General features: G+C 69.9%; 17 protein-coding genes. 5 read left to right on the forward strand and 12 right to left on the reverse strand.

Annotated features, from left to right (window positions below):
* Window positions 1-128: 128 nt before the first annotated feature.
* The 7 genes from SACMADRAFT_RS15985 to SACMADRAFT_RS16015 all read right to left on the reverse strand — a co-directional run bounded on the left by SACMADRAFT_RS15985 (window position 129) and on the right by SACMADRAFT_RS16015 (window position 6,541).
* Window positions 129-530, reverse strand: a complete 402-nt coding sequence (locus SACMADRAFT_RS15985; protein WP_009154871.1) for a metal-sulfur cluster assembly factor — start codon at window positions 528-530, stop codon at window positions 129-131.
* Complete coding sequence (gene sufU, locus SACMADRAFT_RS15990; RefSeq protein ID WP_040925720.1) at window positions 527-979, reverse strand: Fe-S cluster assembly sulfur transfer protein SufU; 453 nt, start codon at window positions 977-979, stop codon at window positions 527-529. The genes SACMADRAFT_RS15985 and sufU overlap by 4 nt, the downstream gene beginning before the upstream one ends.
* Complete coding sequence (locus SACMADRAFT_RS15995) at window positions 976-2,271, reverse strand: cysteine desulfurase (RefSeq protein WP_009154873.1); 1,296 nt, start codon at window positions 2,269-2,271, stop codon at window positions 976-978. The genes sufU and SACMADRAFT_RS15995 overlap by 4 nt, the downstream gene beginning before the upstream one ends.
* A 15-nt stretch (window positions 2,272-2,286) precedes the next feature.
* Window positions 2,287-3,057, reverse strand: a complete 771-nt coding sequence (gene sufC, locus SACMADRAFT_RS16000; RefSeq protein ID WP_009154874.1) for a Fe-S cluster assembly ATPase SufC — start codon at window positions 3,055-3,057, stop codon at window positions 2,287-2,289.
* 76 nt (window positions 3,058-3,133) lie between these two features.
* The gene (gene sufD, locus SACMADRAFT_RS16005; RefSeq protein ID WP_009154875.1) at window positions 3,134-4,327 is read right to left on the reverse strand and encodes a Fe-S cluster assembly protein SufD; all 1,194 of its coding nucleotides are present in this window, start codon (window positions 4,325-4,327) and stop codon (window positions 3,134-3,136) included.
* 1 nt (window position 4,328) lies between these two features.
* Window positions 4,329-5,789, reverse strand: coding sequence for a Fe-S cluster assembly protein SufB (gene sufB, locus SACMADRAFT_RS16010; RefSeq protein WP_009154876.1), 1,461 nt, complete (start codon window positions 5,787-5,789; stop codon window positions 4,329-4,331).
* On the reverse strand, window positions 5,786-6,541 hold the full coding sequence (locus SACMADRAFT_RS16015; RefSeq protein WP_009154877.1) for a helix-turn-helix transcriptional regulator: 756 nt from the start codon (window positions 6,539-6,541) through the stop codon (window positions 5,786-5,788). The genes sufB and SACMADRAFT_RS16015 overlap by 4 nt, the downstream gene beginning before the upstream one ends.
* Window positions 6,542-6,678: 137 nt before the next feature.
* Between SACMADRAFT_RS16015 and mptB the strand changes: the two genes are divergently transcribed.
* The 5 genes from mptB to SACMADRAFT_RS16040 all read left to right on the forward strand — a co-directional run bounded on the left by mptB (window position 6,679) and on the right by SACMADRAFT_RS16040 (window position 12,192).
* Window positions 6,679-8,250 (forward strand): polyprenol phosphomannose-dependent alpha 1,6 mannosyltransferase MptB, encoded by a 1,572-nt coding sequence (gene mptB, locus SACMADRAFT_RS16020; protein WP_009154878.1) that lies wholly within the window; start codon window positions 6,679-6,681, stop codon window positions 8,248-8,250.
* Window positions 8,251-8,274: 24 nt separating this feature from the next.
* A complete protein-coding gene (locus tag SACMADRAFT_RS16025) occupies window positions 8,275-9,201 on the forward strand; it encodes an ABC transporter ATP-binding protein (protein WP_040926489.1) in 927 nt (308 codons plus the stop codon).
* A complete protein-coding gene (locus SACMADRAFT_RS16030) occupies window positions 9,198-10,007 on the forward strand; it encodes an ABC transporter permease (RefSeq protein ID WP_009154880.1) in 810 nt (269 codons plus the stop codon). The genes SACMADRAFT_RS16025 and SACMADRAFT_RS16030 overlap by 4 nt, the downstream gene beginning before the upstream one ends.
* Before the next feature lie 91 nt (window positions 10,008-10,098).
* Window positions 10,099-11,085 carry a COX15/CtaA family protein gene (locus SACMADRAFT_RS16035; RefSeq protein ID WP_009154881.1) on the forward strand — a complete coding sequence of 329 codons (987 nt, stop codon included), beginning with the start codon at window positions 10,099-10,101 and terminating at the stop codon, window positions 11,083-11,085.
* Window positions 11,086-11,241: 156 nt separating this feature from the next.
* Entirely contained in the window at window positions 11,242-12,192 is a 951-nt protein-coding gene (locus SACMADRAFT_RS16040; RefSeq protein WP_040925722.1) for an acyl-CoA desaturase, read from the forward strand.
* Window positions 12,193-12,410: 218 nt separating this feature from the next.
* Here the strand turns inward: SACMADRAFT_RS16040 and SACMADRAFT_RS16045 are convergent, their stop codons facing one another.
* Genes SACMADRAFT_RS16045 through SACMADRAFT_RS16065 form a run of 5 tightly spaced genes read right to left on the reverse strand, consistent with a single transcriptional unit; the run spans window position 12,411 to window position 17,151 of the window.
* Window positions 12,411-13,283, reverse strand: coding sequence for an ATP-grasp domain-containing protein (locus tag SACMADRAFT_RS16045; RefSeq protein ID WP_009154883.1), 873 nt, complete (start codon window positions 13,281-13,283; stop codon window positions 12,411-12,413).
* A complete protein-coding gene (locus SACMADRAFT_RS16050; protein ID WP_009154884.1) occupies window positions 13,280-13,600 on the reverse strand; it encodes a hypothetical protein in 321 nt (106 codons plus the stop codon). Before SACMADRAFT_RS16050 ends, SACMADRAFT_RS16045 begins: the two co-directional genes overlap by 4 nt.
* A complete protein-coding gene (locus SACMADRAFT_RS29655; protein WP_009154885.1) occupies window positions 13,593-15,362 on the reverse strand; it encodes a phosphatase PAP2 family protein in 1,770 nt (589 codons plus the stop codon). The genes SACMADRAFT_RS16050 and SACMADRAFT_RS29655 overlap by 8 nt, the downstream gene beginning before the upstream one ends.
* A 36-nt stretch (window positions 15,363-15,398) precedes the next feature.
* On the reverse strand, window positions 15,399-16,088 hold the full coding sequence (locus SACMADRAFT_RS16060; protein WP_009154886.1) for a DUF3159 domain-containing protein: 690 nt from the start codon (window positions 16,086-16,088) through the stop codon (window positions 15,399-15,401).
* A 4-nt stretch (window positions 16,089-16,092) separates the two neighbouring features.
* The gene (locus SACMADRAFT_RS16065; RefSeq protein WP_009154887.1) at window positions 16,093-17,151 is read right to left on the reverse strand and encodes a DMT family transporter; all 1,059 of its coding nucleotides are present in this window, start codon (window positions 17,149-17,151) and stop codon (window positions 16,093-16,095) included.
* Window positions 17,152-17,271 lie beyond the last annotated feature (120 nt).

Below are 17,271 nucleotides of genomic sequence, written 5' to 3' on the forward strand. Positions count from 1 at the left end.
CGCTGCGCCCTCGGCGTCGTGGTCCGGTAGGGCGGGTGCGACAACGCCGACAAAGCCCGGCCGTATAGGTCGTTATACACACGGCTCGGGGGTCGGGCAGACCGGGCTCGGAATCGGAGTTCGGCGACTCAGACCGTGAAGCCGAGCGCGCGCAACTGCTCGCGGCCGTCCTCGGTGATCTTCTCGGGACCCCACGGCGGCATCCAGACCCAGTTGATCCGGAAGTCCTTCACCACTCCCGTACCGCCGGTCAGCACCGACGCGGTCTGGTCCTCGATGACGTCGGTCAGCGGGCAGGCCGCCGACGTCAGCGTCATGTCGATGGTCGCGGTGTTGTCCGGCTCCACCCTGATGTCGTAGACCAGACCGAGGTCGACCACGTTGATGCCCAGTTCGGGGTCGACCACGTCGCGCATGGCCTCCTCGACGTCCTCGACCTTGGCGACGCCGCCATCGGACTCGACCTGCTGCTCCGGCAGGTCGGCCGCGGTGCGTCCCTCTCGGTGCTCAGGTGTCTGCGCCCCCGTCATGATGCCTCCACCTCGTCGTTCGACGTCCTGCCCACCGCGTCCTTGAACGCCATCCAGCCCAGCAGCGCGCACTTGACCCGCGCAGGGTACTTCGCGACGCCCGCGAACGCGACGGCATCTTCGAGCACGTCCTCGTCCGCCTCGACCTCGCCCCTGCCCTGGATCAGCTCGACGAAGGCGTCCATCGTCGCCGTCGCCTCGCCCAACCGGTGCCCGACCACCAGGTCGTACAGCACCGACGTGGAAGCCTGGCTGATCGAGCAACCCTGGCCCTCGTAGGACACGTCGGCGACCTTGTCGCCTTCCAGCTTGACCCGCAGCGTCACCTCGTCGCCGCAGGTGGGGTTCACCTGGAACGACTCGGCGTCGTACGGTTCCCGCAGACCGCGGCCGTGCGGGTTCTTGTAGTGGTCCAGGATGATCTCCTGGTACATGCTCTCCAGGTTCACTTGCCCACCCCGAAGAACCGCTGCGCCTCGACAACACCCGCGACCAAGGCTTCCACTTCGGACAGTTCGTTGTACAGGTAGAACGAGGCACGGACCGTCGCAGGAACACCCATCCTGCGGTGCAGCGGCCACGCGCAGTGGTGGCCGACCCGGACCGCGATACCGAGGCTGTCGAGTACCTGACCCGCGTCGTGCGGGTGCACGCCGTCGATCACGAACGACACCGCGCTGCCGCGCAACTTGGTGTCGGTGGGCCCGATCACCCGTACGCCCGCAATGGCCGTCAGTCCCGCGAGCGCCCGCTCGGTGAGCAGATGCTCGTGCGCGGCGACGCGATCCATGCCGATCGCGGACAGGTAGTCGACCGCCGCGCCGAGTCCCACGGCCTGCGCCGTCATCGGCACCCCCGCCTCGAACCGCTGCGGCGGCGGGGCGAACGTCGACCCCTCCATGCGCACCAGTTCGATCATCGATCCGCCGGTGAGGAACGGCGGCATCGCCTCGAGCAGTTCGGTGCGGCCGTACAGCAGCCCGATCCCGGAGGGTCCGAGCATCTTGTGTCCGGAGAACACCGCGAAGTCCACTCCGAGCTCGTGGAAATCCACCGGGGTGTGCGGCACGGACTGGCAGGCGTCCAGCAGTGTCAGCGCGCCGACCTGCCGCGCCCGCTCCACCAGCGGTGCAGGCGGGTTGATCGTGCCGAGCACATTGGACTGATGGGTGAAGGCCACCAGCTTGGTGCGCTCGGTGATCACCTCGTCGATGTCGGACAGGTCCAGCCTGCCCTCGTCGGTGACCCCGAACCAGCGCAGTTTCGCGCCGGTGCGCTCGCACAACTGCTGCCAGGGCACGAGATTGGCGTGGTGCTCCATCTCGGTCACCACGATCTCGTCGCCCGGGCCGACGGCGAAGCGCCGCATCTGCTGTCCCGCCGTGGCGGCGTTGCTCAACGCGTAGGCGACCAGGTTGACGCCCTCGGTGGCGTTCTTGGTGAACACCAGCTCCGATGGCGAGACGCCGACGAAGCGGGCGATCTTCGCGCGCGCGTCCTCGTAGGCGTCGGTCGCCTCCTCGGCCAACTGGTGTGCGCCCCTGTGCACGGCGGCGTTGGCGGTCTCGGCGAACCGCCGCTCCGCGTCGAGCACCTGCACGGGGCGCTGCGAGGTCGCGCCGGAGTCCAGGTACACCAGCGGCTTGCCGTCCCGCACCGTGCGGGACAGGATCGGGAAATCGGCTCGCAGCGCCGCCACGTCCAGTGGCAGCGGCACCGCGGGTTCAGCCGTCGTGCTCATCGCCTGTCCACCTGTCTACACGCCGGCCGCTTCGGCCTTGCCGGTGTACTTCACGTAACCGGTCTCCTCGAGGTCGTCCGCGAGTTCCTTGCCGCCGGACTCGACGATCCGGCCGCCAGCGAAGACGTGTACGAAGTCCGGCTGGATGTGCCGCAGGATGCGGGTGTAGTGGGTGATCAGCATGACCCCCACCTCGTTGTTGGCCTTGTACTCGTTGACCGCCTCCGACACCACCCGCAGCGCGTCCACGTCGAGGCCGGAGTCGGTCTCGTCGAGCACCGCGACCTTCGGCTTCAGCAGCGCCAGCTGCAGGATCTCGTGCCGCTTCTTCTCACCGCCGGAGAAGCCCTCGTTGACGCTTCGCTCCGCGAACTCCGATGCGATGTCGAGTTTGGACATCTCCTGCTTGACTTCCTTGACCCAGTGCCGCAGCTTCGGGGCCTCGCCCCGTACCGCGGTGGCGGCAGAGCGCAGGAAGTTCGACATCGACACCCCCGGCACCTCCACCGGGTACTGCATCGCGAGGAACAGGCCCGCGCGAGCGCGCTCGTCCACGCTCATGTCGAGCACGTTCTCGCCGTCGAGCAGCACCTCGCCGGAGGTCACCTGGTACTTGGGGTGACCGGCGATGGCATAGGAGAGGGTCGACTTGCCGGAGCCGTTCGGGCCCATGATCGCGTGGGTCTCACCCGAACGGACCGTCAGGTTGACGCCGGTGAGGATCTCCTTGTTGCCCTCGTCGGTGACGACGTCGGCACGTAGATCCTTGATTTCCAGTGTTGCCATGCCTCTTCGTTTCTCTCGTCAGTTACGGAAAAAGCTTCGCTTCTTACTCGCCGCGCGTGGTCGGGGCGCGGGCTCGTCAGACCCCGACGGCCTGCAACTCTTCCTCGATGGCCGCCTCGAGCCGCTCGCGCACCTCCGGGATGTCGATCTTCATGAGGATCTCGTGGAAGAAGCCGCGCACCACCAGCCTGCGTGCCTGCTCCTCCTCGATCCCTCGCGACTGCAGGTAGAACAACTGCTCGTCGTCGAACCTTCCCGTAGCGCTGGCGTGCCCGGCGCCGGTGATCTCACCCGTCTCGATCTCCAGGTTGGGCACCGAGTCGGCCCTGGCGCCTTCGGTGAGCACCAGGTTGCGGTTGAGCTCGAAGGTCTCGGTCGCCTCGGCCGCGGCCCGGATCAGCACGTCACCGATCCACACCGAGTGCGCGTTCTCGCCCTGCAGCGCGCCCTTGTACAGCACGTTGGACTTGCAGTGCGGCACGGCGTGGTCGACGAACAACCGGTGTTCCTGGTGCTGGCCGGCGTCGGCGAAGTTCAGCCCGAGCATCTCCACGTCCCCGCCAGGGGCGGCGAAGGTGGCGGTGGGGCTCACCCGAACCAGGTCGCCGCCCAGCGTGACGACGATGTGCTTCAACCGCGCGTCCCTGCCGAGCCGCAGGTGCTGCTCGGAAACATGGACGGCGTCGTCGGCCCAGTCCTGCACGCTCACCACGGTCAGGCCGGCGCCGTCACCGATGACGAACTCGACGTTGTCGGCGTAGGTGCCGGAGCCGACGTGGTCGAGCACGATCGCGGCCGAGGCGAACGCCTCGGCCCTGATCTGCACGTGCCCGTAGGCCGTCCTGCCCTCACCGGGGCCGGTCAGCCGTACCACGGTGGGGCGCGAGGCCGCGGTCTCCTTGGGCACCGTCACCAGCGTGGCCGTCTCGAACGACGAGTAGGCCTGCGCCGAGATGCGGTCACTGGGCGTGCCCGCCCGACCGAGCCGCTCGTCGTCCCGAGGCACCGTCTCGACCAGCACCTCGGGAGCGGCCTCGGCGTCGACCTTGACCTCCCCCGAGGCGGCCGCGGTGCCGTCGTGCAGCCCCCGCAGCCGCTTCATCGGGGTGAACCGCCAGTTCTCCTCCCTGCCGCCGGGCACCTCGAAGGCCGCGACGTCGTAGGAGGTGAACCGCTCGCCGCGGGAGGCCGCCGGGACGGTGGCCTCCGCGGCAGCGGCCGTGTTGGCCGTGTTGGCCGCGTTGGCAACGCTGTTCTCCGTCACCGTCATGTCAGCCGACGGCTCCTTCCATCTGCAGTTCGATCAGGCGGTTCAGCTCCAGCGCGTACTCCATCGGCAGCTCGCGCGCGATCGGCTCGACGAACCCGCGCACCACCATGGCCATCGCCTCGTCCTCGGTGAGCCCGCGAGACATCAGGTAGAACAGCTGGTCCTCGCTGACCTTCGACACCGTCGCCTCGTGGCCCATCGACACGTCGTCGTTGCGAATGTCGACGTAGGGATAGGTGTCGGAACGCGAGACCGTGTCCACCAGCAACGCGTCACACTTCACCGTGGACTTGGAGTGGTGCGCCCGCTTGGCGACCTTCACCAGGCCCCGGTAGGAGGTGCGGCCGCCGCCGCGCGCCACCGACTTCGACACGATCGTCGAGGACGTGTGCGGCGCGAGGTGCTCCATCTTGGCGCCCGCGTCCTGGTGCTGGCCCTCACCGGCGAAGGCGACCGAGAGCACCTCGCCCTTGGCGTGCTCGCCCATCAGGAACACCGACGGGTACTTCATGGTGACCTTGGAGCCGATGTTGCCGTCGATCCACTCCATGGTCGCGCCCTCTTCGGCCTTGGCACGCTTGGTGACCAGGTTGTAGACGTTGTTCGACCAGTTCTGGATCGTCGTGTAGCGGCACCGGCCGCCCTTCTTCACGATGATCTCCACGACCGCCGAGTGCAGCGAGTCCGACTTGTAGATCGGCGCGGTGCAGCCCTCGACGTAGTGCACGTAGGCGCCCTCGTCGACGATGATGAGCGTCCGCTCGAACTGGCCCATGTTCTCGGTGTTGATCCGGAAGTAGGCCTGCAGCGGGATGTCGACGTGCACGCCCGGCGGCACGTAGATGAACGAGCCTCCCGACCACACGGCCGTGTTCAGCGCGGAGAACTTGTTGTCACCGGCGGGGATCACCGAACCGAAGTACTCCCGGAACAGCTCCGGGTGCTCGCGCAGCCCGGTGTCGGTGTCGAGGAAGAGCACACCCTGCTTCTCCAGGTCCTCGCGGATCTGGTGGTAGACCACCTCGGACTCGTACTGCGCGGCGACGCCCGCGATCAGACGCTGCTTCTCCGCCTCGGGGATACCCAGCTTGTCGTAGGTGTTCTTGATGTCGGCGGGCAGCTCGTCCCAGCTCGTGGCCTGCTTCTCCGTGGAGCGCACGAAGTACTTGATCTTGTCGAAGTCGATCCCCGAGAGGTCCGCGCCCCAGTTCGGCATCGGCTTGCGTTCGAACAGCTTGAGCGCCTTCAGGCGCGTCTCGCGCATCCACTCCGGCTCGGACTTCTTGTCGGAGATGTCGGTGACAACTTCGGCGTTGAGTCCACGTCGGGCGGTCGCGCCCGCGGTGTCCGGGTCCGCCCAGCCGAACGCGTACTTGCCAAGGGATTCGATGGTCTCCTCTTGGCTCAGCGATTCCTTCGGCTGCGCGGTGGTGGGGTTGCGCTGCTCGGCAGCGGCAGTCATGCGGTAGTCCCTCCATTCGGAGTTCGTCCTTCGATACCCGACGTGTCGGCGGGCACGTGCGTGGTGCATGCGGTGTCACCGCGTGCGATCGTCGCCAACCGCTGCACATGGGTGCCGAGCAGTTCGGCGAACGCCTCGGTCTCCGCCTCGCACAGCTGCGGGAACTCAGCCGCGACGTGGGCGACCGGGCAGTGGTGCTGGCACAGCTGCGCACCCGTCTTCCCGCCGGGAGCGCCGACCTCGCGGGTCGACGCAGCGTAGCCCTCCCTGGTCAGGGCATTCGCCAGGGCCTTGGCTCTCGCCGAGGCACCCGGGCTGTGGGTTACCGCCTCCCGGTAGGGCTCGACCAGCGCGGCGACTCTGCGCTCGGCGAACGCCCGTACCGCGGGCTCCCCCGCGTGCTCGGCGAGGAACCGGATGGCCGAGACCGCGAGGTCGTCGTAGGCGTGCCCGAACCGGGCTCTGCCCTGCTCGGTGAGCAGGAACAGCTTCGCGGGACGGCCCCGGCCGCGCGGGCCGCGACGGGAGGCCTGCCTTGTCTCGGCCTCCTGGTCGGCGACCAGCACGTCGAGGTGCCTGCGCACCGCCGTCGGGCTGATGCCCAACTCCTCGGCGACCGCGACCGCGGACATCGGTCCCCGCTCCAGCAGCAGCCTGGCGACCTCGTGCCGGGTGCGGCCCTCGGCCGTAACGTGGGCAGCCTGAGCAGGAATGTCCACGGCGGCGCGCGGCCCGCCGACGTGTTCGTCCAAGCTCCCCTGCTTTTTCACAACATAAGTGTGTCGTATTTCCGTCCGCTCGGCAAAGCCGACCGAAAGCCGAGTGACCGGACTCACTCCACGGGCCGCTCGATACGCTGCTCACCGTGGCTTTGGCAAAGGGCGGAACCATGATGCGCTCACCGGTGCATTCCGGCGACGCCGAACCGCTCGACGCCGAGGAGATCCGGGCGCTGACCGCCGTGCGCAGACTGGGCACGCTGGGTTCGCTGTTGCTCGCGTTCGGCTCGCTGGGCGCGGGCGCCGCGCCGGTGCTGAACCCGGTGCTCGGCATTCCGGTGCTTCGGGTGTTCACCCGTATCCCGACGGTGTCCGTCGCTGTGGCGTTCACCGGAATGGGGCTGCTGGTCGCGGCGTGGCTGCTGCTCGGCCGGTTCGTCAGACCGGGCAGGCGCCGATCCGCGGGGCAGGGACAGCTGCACCGCACGCTGGCGACGTGGACGGTGCCGCTGCTGCTGGTTCCACCGCTGTTCTCCCGTGACGTGTACGCCTACCTGGCGCAGAGCGAGATCGTGCACCGGGGCATGGACCCCTACGCGCTCGGCCCCGCCGAGGCGCTCGGCGTCGCCGACCCGCTCACCGCGGGGGTGTCCAACATGTGGCGCGACACACCCGCCCCCTACGGGCCGCTCTTCCTGCAGATCGGCAGCTGGATCTCCCGGCTCGTGGGCACGGACATCGTGCCCGGTGTGCTGGCGCACCGGGGCCTCGCGCTCATCGGCTTCGCCCTCATCGTGTGGGCACTGCCGAGGCTGGCGAGGCGGTTCGGGGTGCGCCCCGGCACCGCGCTGTGGCTGGGCGCGGCGAACCCGCTGGTGCTGTTCCATCTCGTCGCGGGCGCGCACAACGAGGCGCTCGGCATCGGCCTGATGCTCGCGGGCATCGACCTCGGCATCCGCAGGCTCCCCGTGAGGGTGGCCGGTGACGAGCCTCCGCCACTGGCCAGGGGTGAGGTGACCTACATCCTGCTCGGCGCGACGGTGATCGCGCTGGCCGCCATGGTCAAGATCCACGCGATCGTCGCGCTCGGCTTCCTCGGTGTGATGATCGCCAGGCGCTGGCGCAGCCGGATCACGGACCTGGCGTGGGCGGCCGCGCTCATGGTGGGCATCTTCACCACGGTCATGGTCACCGTGGGGCTGGCCACGGGACTCGGCTTCGGCTGGATCGGCGCGCTCGACACCCCGGCCAAGATCTGGAACTGGATCTCCCCGGTCGCCGAACTGGGCCAACTCGGCGGCGTCCTCGGCATCGCGCTGGGGTTGGGCAACCACACCGCGTCCGTCATCGCGATCCTTGGCATGCTCGGCTACGTCGTGGCCGGCGCGATCACGGCGAAGTTGCTGTGGGACAGCTTCCGCTGGCGTCGCCGACCGATGATCGGGCTGGGGGTCTCGCTCGGCGCCTTCATGATGCTGCACGTCGCGATGCAACCGTGGTGGCTGCTGTGGGCGGTGATCCCGCTGGCGGCCTCGGCGGGCACGTCCCGGTTCCGGGTCGCGGCCACGGTGGTCAGCGCCGCGCTCGCGATGCTGATCCCGCCCACCGGCAGCGCCTTCGACGGCCGGCTCTACCTGCTGCACCAGGCCTATCTCGCAGGGGCGATCGTGCTCGCCGGTGTGCTGCTGCTGGTGTGGCGCCGAATGCCGATGCTGTTGCGCCGCCCGGAGAACGCGGCCTAGGCGAGCGCCGTACCCTTGAGTTTCGTGAGTGCAGCGGCCGTCGAGATCACCGGGCTGGTGAAGCGCTTCGGGCCGGTCACGGCCGTCGACCACCTCGACCTGAAGATGCCGAGGGGCAAGGTGCTGGCGTTGCTCGGCCCCAACGGGGCGGGCAAGACAACCACGGTCGAGATCTGCGAGGGTTTCCAGCGGCCCGACGAGGGCACCGTCCGCGTGCTCGGCCTCGACCCCGCCCGCGACGGTGCCGCGCTGCGGCCCCGCATCGGCGTCATGCCGCAGGGCGGGGGCGCCTACCCGGGCGTGCGAACCGAGGAGATGCTGCGGCTGGTCGCCGCCTGCGCCGCCGACCCGCTCGACTCGGGCTGGCTGCTCGACGTGCTGGGGCTGAACGGGGTGAGGCGCACGCCGTTCAAACGGCTCTCCGGCGGGCAGCAGCAACGGCTCTCACTGGCCTGCGCGCTCGTCGGGCGGCCGGAGCTGGTGTTCCTCGACGAGCCCACCGCGGGCATGGACCCGCAGGCTCGCCGCCTGGTGTGGGACCTGCTGGCCGCGCTGCGCGCCGACGGGGTCAGCGTGCTGCTCACCACCCACCTGATGGAGGAGGCGGAGACGCTGGCCGACGACGTCGTGATCGTGGACGGCGGAAAGGTCATCGCCTCCGGCTCGCCGAGCGCGCTGACCGCCGAGCACGCCGACGACGCACACCTGCGGTTCCGGGCCCGGCCGGGGCTGGACACCCAACTGTTGCGTGAGGCGCTGCCGGAGGGCTACCGGGTGCAGGAGTCCGCCCCCGGCGCCTACCGGGTCTGCGGGGCCGTGGACCCGCAGGTGGTGTCCACGGTGACCGCCTGGTGCGCCCAGCAGGGCGTGCTGGCGCAGGAACTGCACGTCGGCAAGCGCGACCTCGAAGAGGTCTTCCTGGAGCTGACGGGACGGGAGTTGCGGGCATGACCGAGCACCACGGCGTGCGCGAGCCGCGGTTCCCGCCCGGCACCTTCACCCCGGCGCCGGGACCGGGCCGCATCGGGCGCATGCTGCTCACCCACGCTCGCGTCGAGACGAGCCTCACCCTGCGACACGGCGAGCAGGTACTGCTGACCCTGCTCATCCCACTGGCGCTGCTGGTGGGGCTGAGCCTGCTCGACGTGGTTCCCACCGGCGCAGGGCCAGGCGTGGCCCGCGTCGACGCTGTCACCCCGAGAATCCTGGCGCTCGCCGTGCTGTCCTCCGCGTTCACCGGACAGGCGATCGCGCTCGGGTTCGACCGCCGATACGGGGTGCTCAAGCGGCTCTCGGCCACCGCGCTGCCGCGCTGGTTGCTGGTGGCGGGCAGGCTGACCGCCGCACTCGTGGTGGTGGCACTGCAGGCCGCGGTGCTCGCCGCCGTCGCCTTCGCGCTCGGCTGGTCACCGTCGCCTGCGGGGATCGCACTGGCCGTGCCGCTGCTCGTGCTCGGCACCCTGACCTTCGGCGCCCTCGGGGTACTGCTCGGCGGCGCGTTGCGGGCGGAGGCGGTGCTGGCCGTCGCCAACATCGTGTGGTTCGTGCTGCTGCTTGCCGGAGGCATCATCCTGGCGCCGTCCGCGCTGCCGGGCTCCATGGGCGCCGTGGTGTCGTTGCTTCCGTCCGCCGCGCTGGCGGAGGGCCTGCACGCGGCGCTGGTACACGGCGAGTTCTCCTGGTCCACGCTGTTGCCGCTGCTGGCATGGGGCGGTGCTGCCGCCGCGCTGGCGACGCGCACCACGAAGCTCACCTGACCCCCGCGTCGCACGGTGGCCCCGCCGCCCGCGCCGGTCACCCCCCACCACCCAATTGGTCGCGCTGCGCTGCGCTCTACTATGCGATGTCGTGCAGTTGTCTTCGCTCGTCGCCCGCCTGCCGTACCCGTCGCAGGCGGTTCAACGAGCCCTCGCCGTCGCCGCCATCGTCACGCAGGGCGGGATCGGGGTCACCGGCTCGGTCGTGCGCGTCACCGGTTCCGGGCTCGGCTGCCCCACCTGGCCGCAGTGCTTCTCCGGCAGCATGGTCCCGGTCGAGCACCCCGAGTACGACCTGCTGAACCAGTGGATCGAGTTCGGCAACCGGCTGTTCACGATCGTCGTGGTGGCCGTCGCCGCGCTCAGCGTGCTCGCCGCGTGGCGCATCCTGATCGACCATCCCGGCCGCCGGCGGCTCATGAAGCTGGCGCTCGCCATGCCTGCGGGCGTCGTGGCCCAGGCCGTGATCGGCGGCATCACGGTGCTCGTGGATCTGCTGTGGTGGACCGTGGCGATCCACTTCCTCGTCTCGACGGTCCTGGTGTGGCTGGCGGTGCTGCTGCTGCACGCGTTCCACGAAGGTGACGAACCACCCCGCTGGCGGGTGACCCCGAGCGGGCGGATTCTGCTCGGCGCGCTCGTCGGCACCATGTTCGCGCTGCTGATCGCGGGCACCACCGTCACCGGCGCGGGACCGCACGGCGGCGATCCCGAGACTCCCCGGCTGCAGGCGCCGATCGAGGTGCTGGCCCAGGTGCACGGGGCGTTGCTCGTGCTGTTCCTGCTCGTGCTCGCGATGCTGGGGCTGCAGTGGCTGCGCACCGGCGCCACCGCGCGGCTGTGGCGACGCTATGCCGTCGTCTGGGCGGTCGCGCTCGCACAGGGCGGGCTCGGCAGCCTGCAGTACGCGCTCGGTGTACCCGAGGGACTGGTGTCGCTACACGTGCTCGGCTCGATGTTGGTGATCGTGGCGACGGCGGCGCTGTGGTGCGCGGCCAGAGACCGAGGCCCCGCGCCGAGCCGACAACCGGCCGCCGCGGCGCGAGGCCTCGGCGACGACAGCCCGCTCCCCCGGTAACTTCGGGTGTCGGGCACGGCCGGACACACCGGCGTCGATCGACCGTCACGGTGGCGTCATCCCGCGGCGGCGCACGAGCCGTCCGGCGCCGCTACCCTGTCCAGCACCGAACCGTGCCCTGATACTCCTCAACTCGATTCGAGGTCGCACCGCACCATGAGCACCAGCACCATGCCAGAGGCCGCAGCGAACACCGGTCCCAAGCCGATCGTCGGAGAGCAACGCACGACCGGTCAGATGATCGTGCTGAAGGCTTTCCTGCTGATTCCGTTCATCGCGCTGGTCGCGGCGGTGCCTTTCGCGTGGGGATGGGGGCTGAGCTGGCTCGACCTCGCGCTCGCCGCCGTGTTCTACACCGTGGCCACGCTCGGTGTGACGGTCGGCTACCACCGCTACTTCACCCACGGCGCCTTCAAGACCAACCGCGCCCTCCGGGTGGCGCTGGCCATCACCGGCAGCATGGCCGTGCAGGGCTCGGTGATTTTCTGGGTCGCCAGTCACCGCAGGCATCACGCGTTCGCCGATCGTGAGGGCGACCCGCACTCGCCGTGGCTGTTCGGCACCTCCGCCACGGCGCTGCTGCGCGGGTTCTGGCACGCCCACATGGGCTGGATGTTCAAGCGCGAGGTGACCAACTACGAGCGATTCGCCCCCGACCTGCTCGCCGACAAGGACCTGCGCGTGGTGAACCGGTTCTTCTGGCTGTGGATCACCACGAGTCTCGCCCTGCCCGCGCTGCTCGGCGGCCTCATCACCTGGTCGTGGTGGGGCGCGGTGACGGCCTTCTTCTGGGCCGGGCTGGTGCGGGTCGCCTTCTCCCACCACGTCACCTGGTCGGTCAACTCGATCTGCCACCTCGTCGGCTCCCGCCCGTTCACCAGCCGGGACAAGGCGTCGAACTTCTGGCCGCTTGCGATCCTTTCCATGGGCGAGTCCTGGCACAACTCCCACCACGCCGACCCGACCTGCGCGCGGCACGGCGTGCTGCGCGGGCAGCTCGACATCTCGGCCCGGCTGATCTGGATGTTCGAGAAGCTGGGGTGGGCGCGCAACGTCCGCTGGCCCAAGCCGGAGCGCCTGGAGGCCAAGCGCACCGCCACCGCCTGACGGCCACCACCCGCGAGTCCCCCGCTCCCGTCCGCGAGTCCCCCGCTCCCGTCCCCGAGTTCTGCGCTCGCGGCCTTCGTCGCTGCGGTCGCGGACCGGGTTCCGCGCTCGGTGTCATTCGCGCATCAAGGTCCGGAACGCAGAACTCACCGTCCTGGACGCAGAACTCGCGGTCCTGGACGGGGGACTCGCGGTCCTGGACGGGGGACTCGCGGGCGTCAGGCCAGGTGTTGGCGCACTGCGGACGCGAAGCGCGCGGCGGCACCCTTGCCTGCCTGTTCGAACCCCAGCGAGGGCTCGGTCAGCTCCAGCTCCAGCAGCGCGGGCACGCCGTCGTCGCCGTGTACCACGTCGACCCGCGCATACAGCAGTTCCGCCCTGCTCTTGCCGAGCCGGTGGGCAGCGGCGTCGAGCACGTCCTCGGCCAGCGCGCGAAACGTCGGCGGCGGGTCGGCGGCGGCACGCGTCTCCGTCACGAACAACCCCGATCGATCCATGCCCTGCCCGGTCAGCATCGGGCCCTTGGTGAAGGCGTGGGAGTACACGCCGCAGAAGAAAACCAGCGCGGTCTCACCCTCGATGTCCACGCGGCGCTGGTAGGGCTGCAGCAACACCGACCTGCCCCGCGCGTGCAGCGCGGCGAGGTGCTCGGTGGCACGCTCGGTGTCGCCGGCCCCGAACCGCCCCGCCCCCCGCGATCCGGCCCCCACCGCCGGCTTGAGCACGAACTCCGTGTCCGGCCAATCCGGCGTGTCCCCCGGCCGCAGCAACCGGGTCGGCACCACAGCCTGCCCCGACTCGGCCAGCTCGACCAGGTACGACTTGTCGGTGTTCCAGCGCACCACGTCCACGGTGTTGCGCAACGCGGGCACGGAGGCGCACCAGCGGAGGAACTCCTCCCACCGGTCCGGGTAGTCCCAGGTGGAACGCAGGATCACCAGATCGGCGGCGGTGAAGTCCGCGGCCGGGTCGTCCCAGGCGAACCAGCGGGCGGTCACACCCACGTCGGCGAGGGCCGAAGGCACCGCCCGTTCGTCGGGGTCGCCGTGCGGCAGGTGCGCCGAGGTGGCGAGGACGACCTTCGCGGTCACCGGCGAGCCAGCGGACCGGCCATCCTGCGTCGGTGCTTGGCTCCGATGGCGGTGGCGCCGACGGTCTCGGCATCCCACTCCGCCGGTTCGATGTCGTCGATCGCCTCGACCAGCGCCTGCCCCGTCTGTGAGCTGGGAACGACGACGTCGCCGAGCGCACCGTCGGCACCAACCAGAACCACCCGGGCACCCGCCCGGCCGATCCGCTCGACCACGGCCTTCGCGGGCTTGCCGTGCTCGGCCACGAACGCGCGCGCCGCCGCCAGTTGCCTTGAGGTGGGGGCGGCGGGAGTCTGCTCGGTCTCGGTGTCAGCCACGGCGCGATTCTAGGCCGAGCTCGGCCAGCTCCGTGCGCAACCGGGCGCCGAAGCGGTCCACGTCACCCACGAGCTCGCAGGCGAGCAGCGCCCCGATCCACAGGGTGCCGTCCACGGCCTGCACACCCAGCCCCAGCGGACTGTCCGGCCCCGGTGGCACGAGCGGGACCGCAGCGCGCACCGGCAACTCGTCGAGCGCCGGCTCGTACCACAGGCGCCCGGCCGCCTCCCCACCCAGGCGCGTGTCCTCGGCGCGGCGAGGTTTCGAGCCAAGGGTGCCCGCCAGCATCGCCAACCTGCGTTCGGGTCGCATATCGCGCAGCGGCACGTCCACCGGCACTACGCCTGCCCGGTCGGCCAGCCACACCCGCACCGGGTCGGAAAGGGTGTCCGGTTGCCCGCCCACGAGCGCACCCGTCACCGCGCTCAACAGCACTTCGGAAACCGTGGCTCGGTGAGCGGCGGCAAGCTCACACACGGCCCGCTCGTCCAGCCCGACCACCGTCAGCCGCAATCCGCGCGGCCTGCCGCCCGCGTCCGGGTCGGTGCCGTTTCCGGCGCGGCCACGCGGCGCGGGAGCCACGACCTGCACCACCGCCGCCACGCCGTCACCGCTGACCAGGGCGCACCGCCACGGTGGCCGGTCCGGCGGCAACGGCCATGCGACGAGGTCAGCCGCGATTCCGTGCACTGCGGCGCGCGCCACCTGCTCGCCCTGACCGCAGAGGTCGTACTCGGGGAGGTGCCACGACCAGTCCGGCTCGGGCCGCTCTTCCTGGTCAGTCCGCCCCGGCGCCCGCCGGGGGTTGGCCGTCACAAGCCCTCGGACCCGCTGCCGCAGCGTCGCCAGGCCGGTTCCCGCTGTGCTCGCTGTACCTGTGCTCGCTGTACCTGTGCCCGCCGTGCCGCCTGCCGTGCCCTGCTCGATGCGCCCCTCGTCCAGTAGCAGCAGCCTGCCCACGTTCGCCCGCAGCAGCCGCTCGGACCCGCCGCGTATGTACTGGGGACGTAGGCGCAGCCCGGCCCCCGCGACGCCGAGCCACACCACCAGCACGCCGCCGACGGCGTCGAGCCAGTAGTGGTTACCGGTGGCGATGATGACCAGGAAGGTCACCAGCACGTGCACCGCGCTGGCGAGTTGCGCTAGCCACCCGCTCGCGATGCGGGCAAGGACGACCGACACCCACACCGCCCAACCGATGTGCAGCGAGGGCATGGCCGCGAACTGGTTGGCGTTGTCGACCATCGGCGAGCCCCACGATCCCCACGTGCCGCTCAGCCGGACGGTGTCGACGAAACCCGCGTCGGGCAGCAGCCTCGGCGGGGCCACGGGGTAGAGCCAGAAGCACACCAGCGCGAACAGGTTGACCAGCGCGAAGGAGTCGCGCGCCCAGCGGTAGACCCGAGGTCGGCGCACGAAGAGCCACACCAGTACGGCCAGGGTCGTGACGATGTAGGTGAAGGCGTACTCGTAGTTCGCCACCACCCGCAGCCGGCCCGCGTCGGCCAGCCACAGGTTCATCGGGAGTTCGAAGTCGGTGTGCAGCGCCTGCTCGAAGGCGAGGATGGCCTCGCCGTTGGCCATGGCCCTGGCCACGTGGCCGGGCAGCGGCCAGGACTGCACGAACAGGTAGACACCGAACAGCGCGAGGCCGAACAGGATCTCGACCCACCATCTCAGTCGGCGGTCGGCGCCGATCCCGGTGCCTGCCGCCGCGGCGTGGACCCCTGATCCCGCAGTGAGCACAACACCGTATATCACGAACCGTAATGAACTACGCCCCGCGCCGCCGTCGAACTACGCGGCGGCGACGGGGCGTTTACCCAGCCGCAGTGTCACGCCGGGTACCTTGCGCAGCGTGCGCCAGCCGTGGCCGACGGCGATGGCCACGGTGAGCGCGGTGAGCAGCCCACTGAACACACCTCGCGACAGCAGGCCCGCCTCCACGCTCCAGCGCAGGAACGCCATCGTCATCGCGGCATCGAGCAGGCGTGAGCCACCCCACAGCAGTGCGACGTTGATGAACACCTTGCGCACGGTCCGATGGGAGAACAACTCCGCAGGCAGGTGCACGAAGTCACGGGCCAGTCGCTGCGTGATCGGCTTGCCGATCACGGCGCTTCCCACGAAAAGCAGGAACATCAGTATCGAACCCACCACCGGCTGCAGCACGTACACCGCCGCGCTGGACGTGATGAGAGCCACGAGCGCGCGGCTGACGAGCATGCCCGTCGACAGCAGCAGCGTCTGCGGCAGTTCGCGGCGCATGAGCCTGCGCGCGCCGATCACCAGTGCACTCCAGCCCATCACGGCCGCGAGGCCGGGCACCAGGCCGAAGAAGTGCAACAGAACCATGAACAGCAGTGTCGGGACGACAACGGTTTCCAGCAGCAGGATCACCGCCCGCGTCAGCGTCGACCGCAGATGCGGGATCTCGATGACCAGATGCCGTTCGTGATGTCGCTCGGTTGCCTGCGCCTTGTGCACGGGCTCAACCTCCAGGTCGGGTCCTGGGTCTGGTCCGGGCCCCATTCCGGCTCTGTATCCCATGGAACTTGTCAACAGCATGCGCCTGCGGATCGACGCTGTCAGACACTTTAGCTCGGACTGGGTAAACGCCATGTGTCGCTGTACTCCGGCTTTCCAGTCGCACGGCGGGTGAGTGTGCCAGGCCGAAGGCCCCGAGCACCAGTAGTGCCCCCGCCGCGGCGACCGCGGCGAGTGGCCCCGCATCGGTGGACAGGTGCGCGTCGAAGGCGAGCACACCGACGGCGAAACTGGCTCCAGGGTTGACAATCGACATCACCGCGATCGCCGCGGAAAGCGAGCCGGAGGCGAAGGCCTGCTGGCCGAGCAGCAGGCCACAGGTGGTGGTGACCGCGAGGGTGTAGCCCGGCCAGTCCATCGCCGTGGCGAGCACCCCTCGCTGCGCGAGGCTGTCGGCTGTGAGTTTCATCATGGCCGCGCTCATCGCGTAGCAGATCCCGGCGGAGGCGGCGATCAGGGCCGAGAACAGCAACGGTCCCGCCAGCTGAGCGGTCTGCACCAGCACCGCCACCGTCACCACCGCGATGAACAGCGCGAGGATCAACCTGCCGCGGTCGGGCTCACCGCCGAGCGGGGCCGCGCCCTCCACCGCCAGGAACAGCGCGACACCGCCGGTGATCGCCAGTGCCGAGAGCCAGTCCCGCAGCGGCGGCCAGCGCCTGACCGCCGCCGACGCCATCGGCAGCGCGAACAGCAACTGGGTCACCAGCAGCGGCTGCACCAGCGCGACCGAGCCGAAGTGCAGCGCGGTCGCCTGGCTGGCGAAGCCGGTGAGGTTCGTACCCCAGCCGAGCAGCCACAGCCGCTGCCGCAACATCCGCCTGATCAGCCACAGCACCGGGAGCCGGTGTGTCGCGGCCCGATGCCGAGCGTCGGTGTCGGCGGCCCTGAGCACCGCCCTTCGCTGCAACGCGGCTGACGCGGCGAACAGGAAGGCAGCGGTGAAGCCGAGAACGACAGGTATCAGCACGTCATTGACCAGCGCTTCGCGGCGGGTAACCATTCCGGCATGATCTGCGTCCGTGGTGGCTGGAAACGGTGGTCACCGCAGGTTAGCGCACACCACGTTGCTGGGTGTCTAGCCTGGTCGCGACCCTGTTAAACAACCGACGAGGACTGAGAA

The sequence above is a fragment of the Saccharomonospora marina XMU15 genome, assembly GCF_000244955.1.
GTDB lineage: Bacteria > Actinomycetota > Actinomycetes > Mycobacteriales > Pseudonocardiaceae > Saccharomonospora_A > Saccharomonospora_A marina.

Coding starts and splice junctions, on each gene's coding strand:
- SACMADRAFT_RS15985 (WP_009154871.1), bottom strand. CDS start 530: ATGACGGGGGCGCAGACACCTGAGCACCGAGAGGGACGCACCGCGGCC.
- SACMADRAFT_RS15995 (WP_009154873.1), bottom strand. CDS start 2,271: ATGAGCACGACGGCTGAACCCGCGGTGCCGCTGCCACTGGACGTGGCG.
- sufC (WP_009154874.1), bottom strand. CDS start 3,057: ATGGCAACACTGGAAATCAAGGATCTACGTGCCGACGTCGTCACCGAC.
- sufD (WP_009154875.1), bottom strand. CDS start 4,327: ATGACGGTGACGGAGAACAGCGTTGCCAACGCGGCCAACACGGCCAAC.
- sufB (WP_009154876.1), bottom strand. CDS start 5,789: ATGACTGCCGCTGCCGAGCAGCGCAACCCCACCACCGCGCAGCCGAAG.
- mptB (WP_009154878.1), top strand. CDS start 6,679: ATGATGCGCTCACCGGTGCATTCCGGCGACGCCGAACCGCTCGACGCC.
- SACMADRAFT_RS16030 (WP_009154880.1), top strand. CDS start 9,198: ATGACCGAGCACCACGGCGTGCGCGAGCCGCGGTTCCCGCCCGGCACC.
- SACMADRAFT_RS16040 (WP_040925722.1), top strand. CDS start 11,242: ATGAGCACCAGCACCATGCCAGAGGCCGCAGCGAACACCGGTCCCAAG.
- SACMADRAFT_RS16065 (WP_009154887.1), bottom strand. CDS start 17,151: ATGGTTACCCGCCGCGAAGCGCTGGTCAATGACGTGCTGATACCTGTC.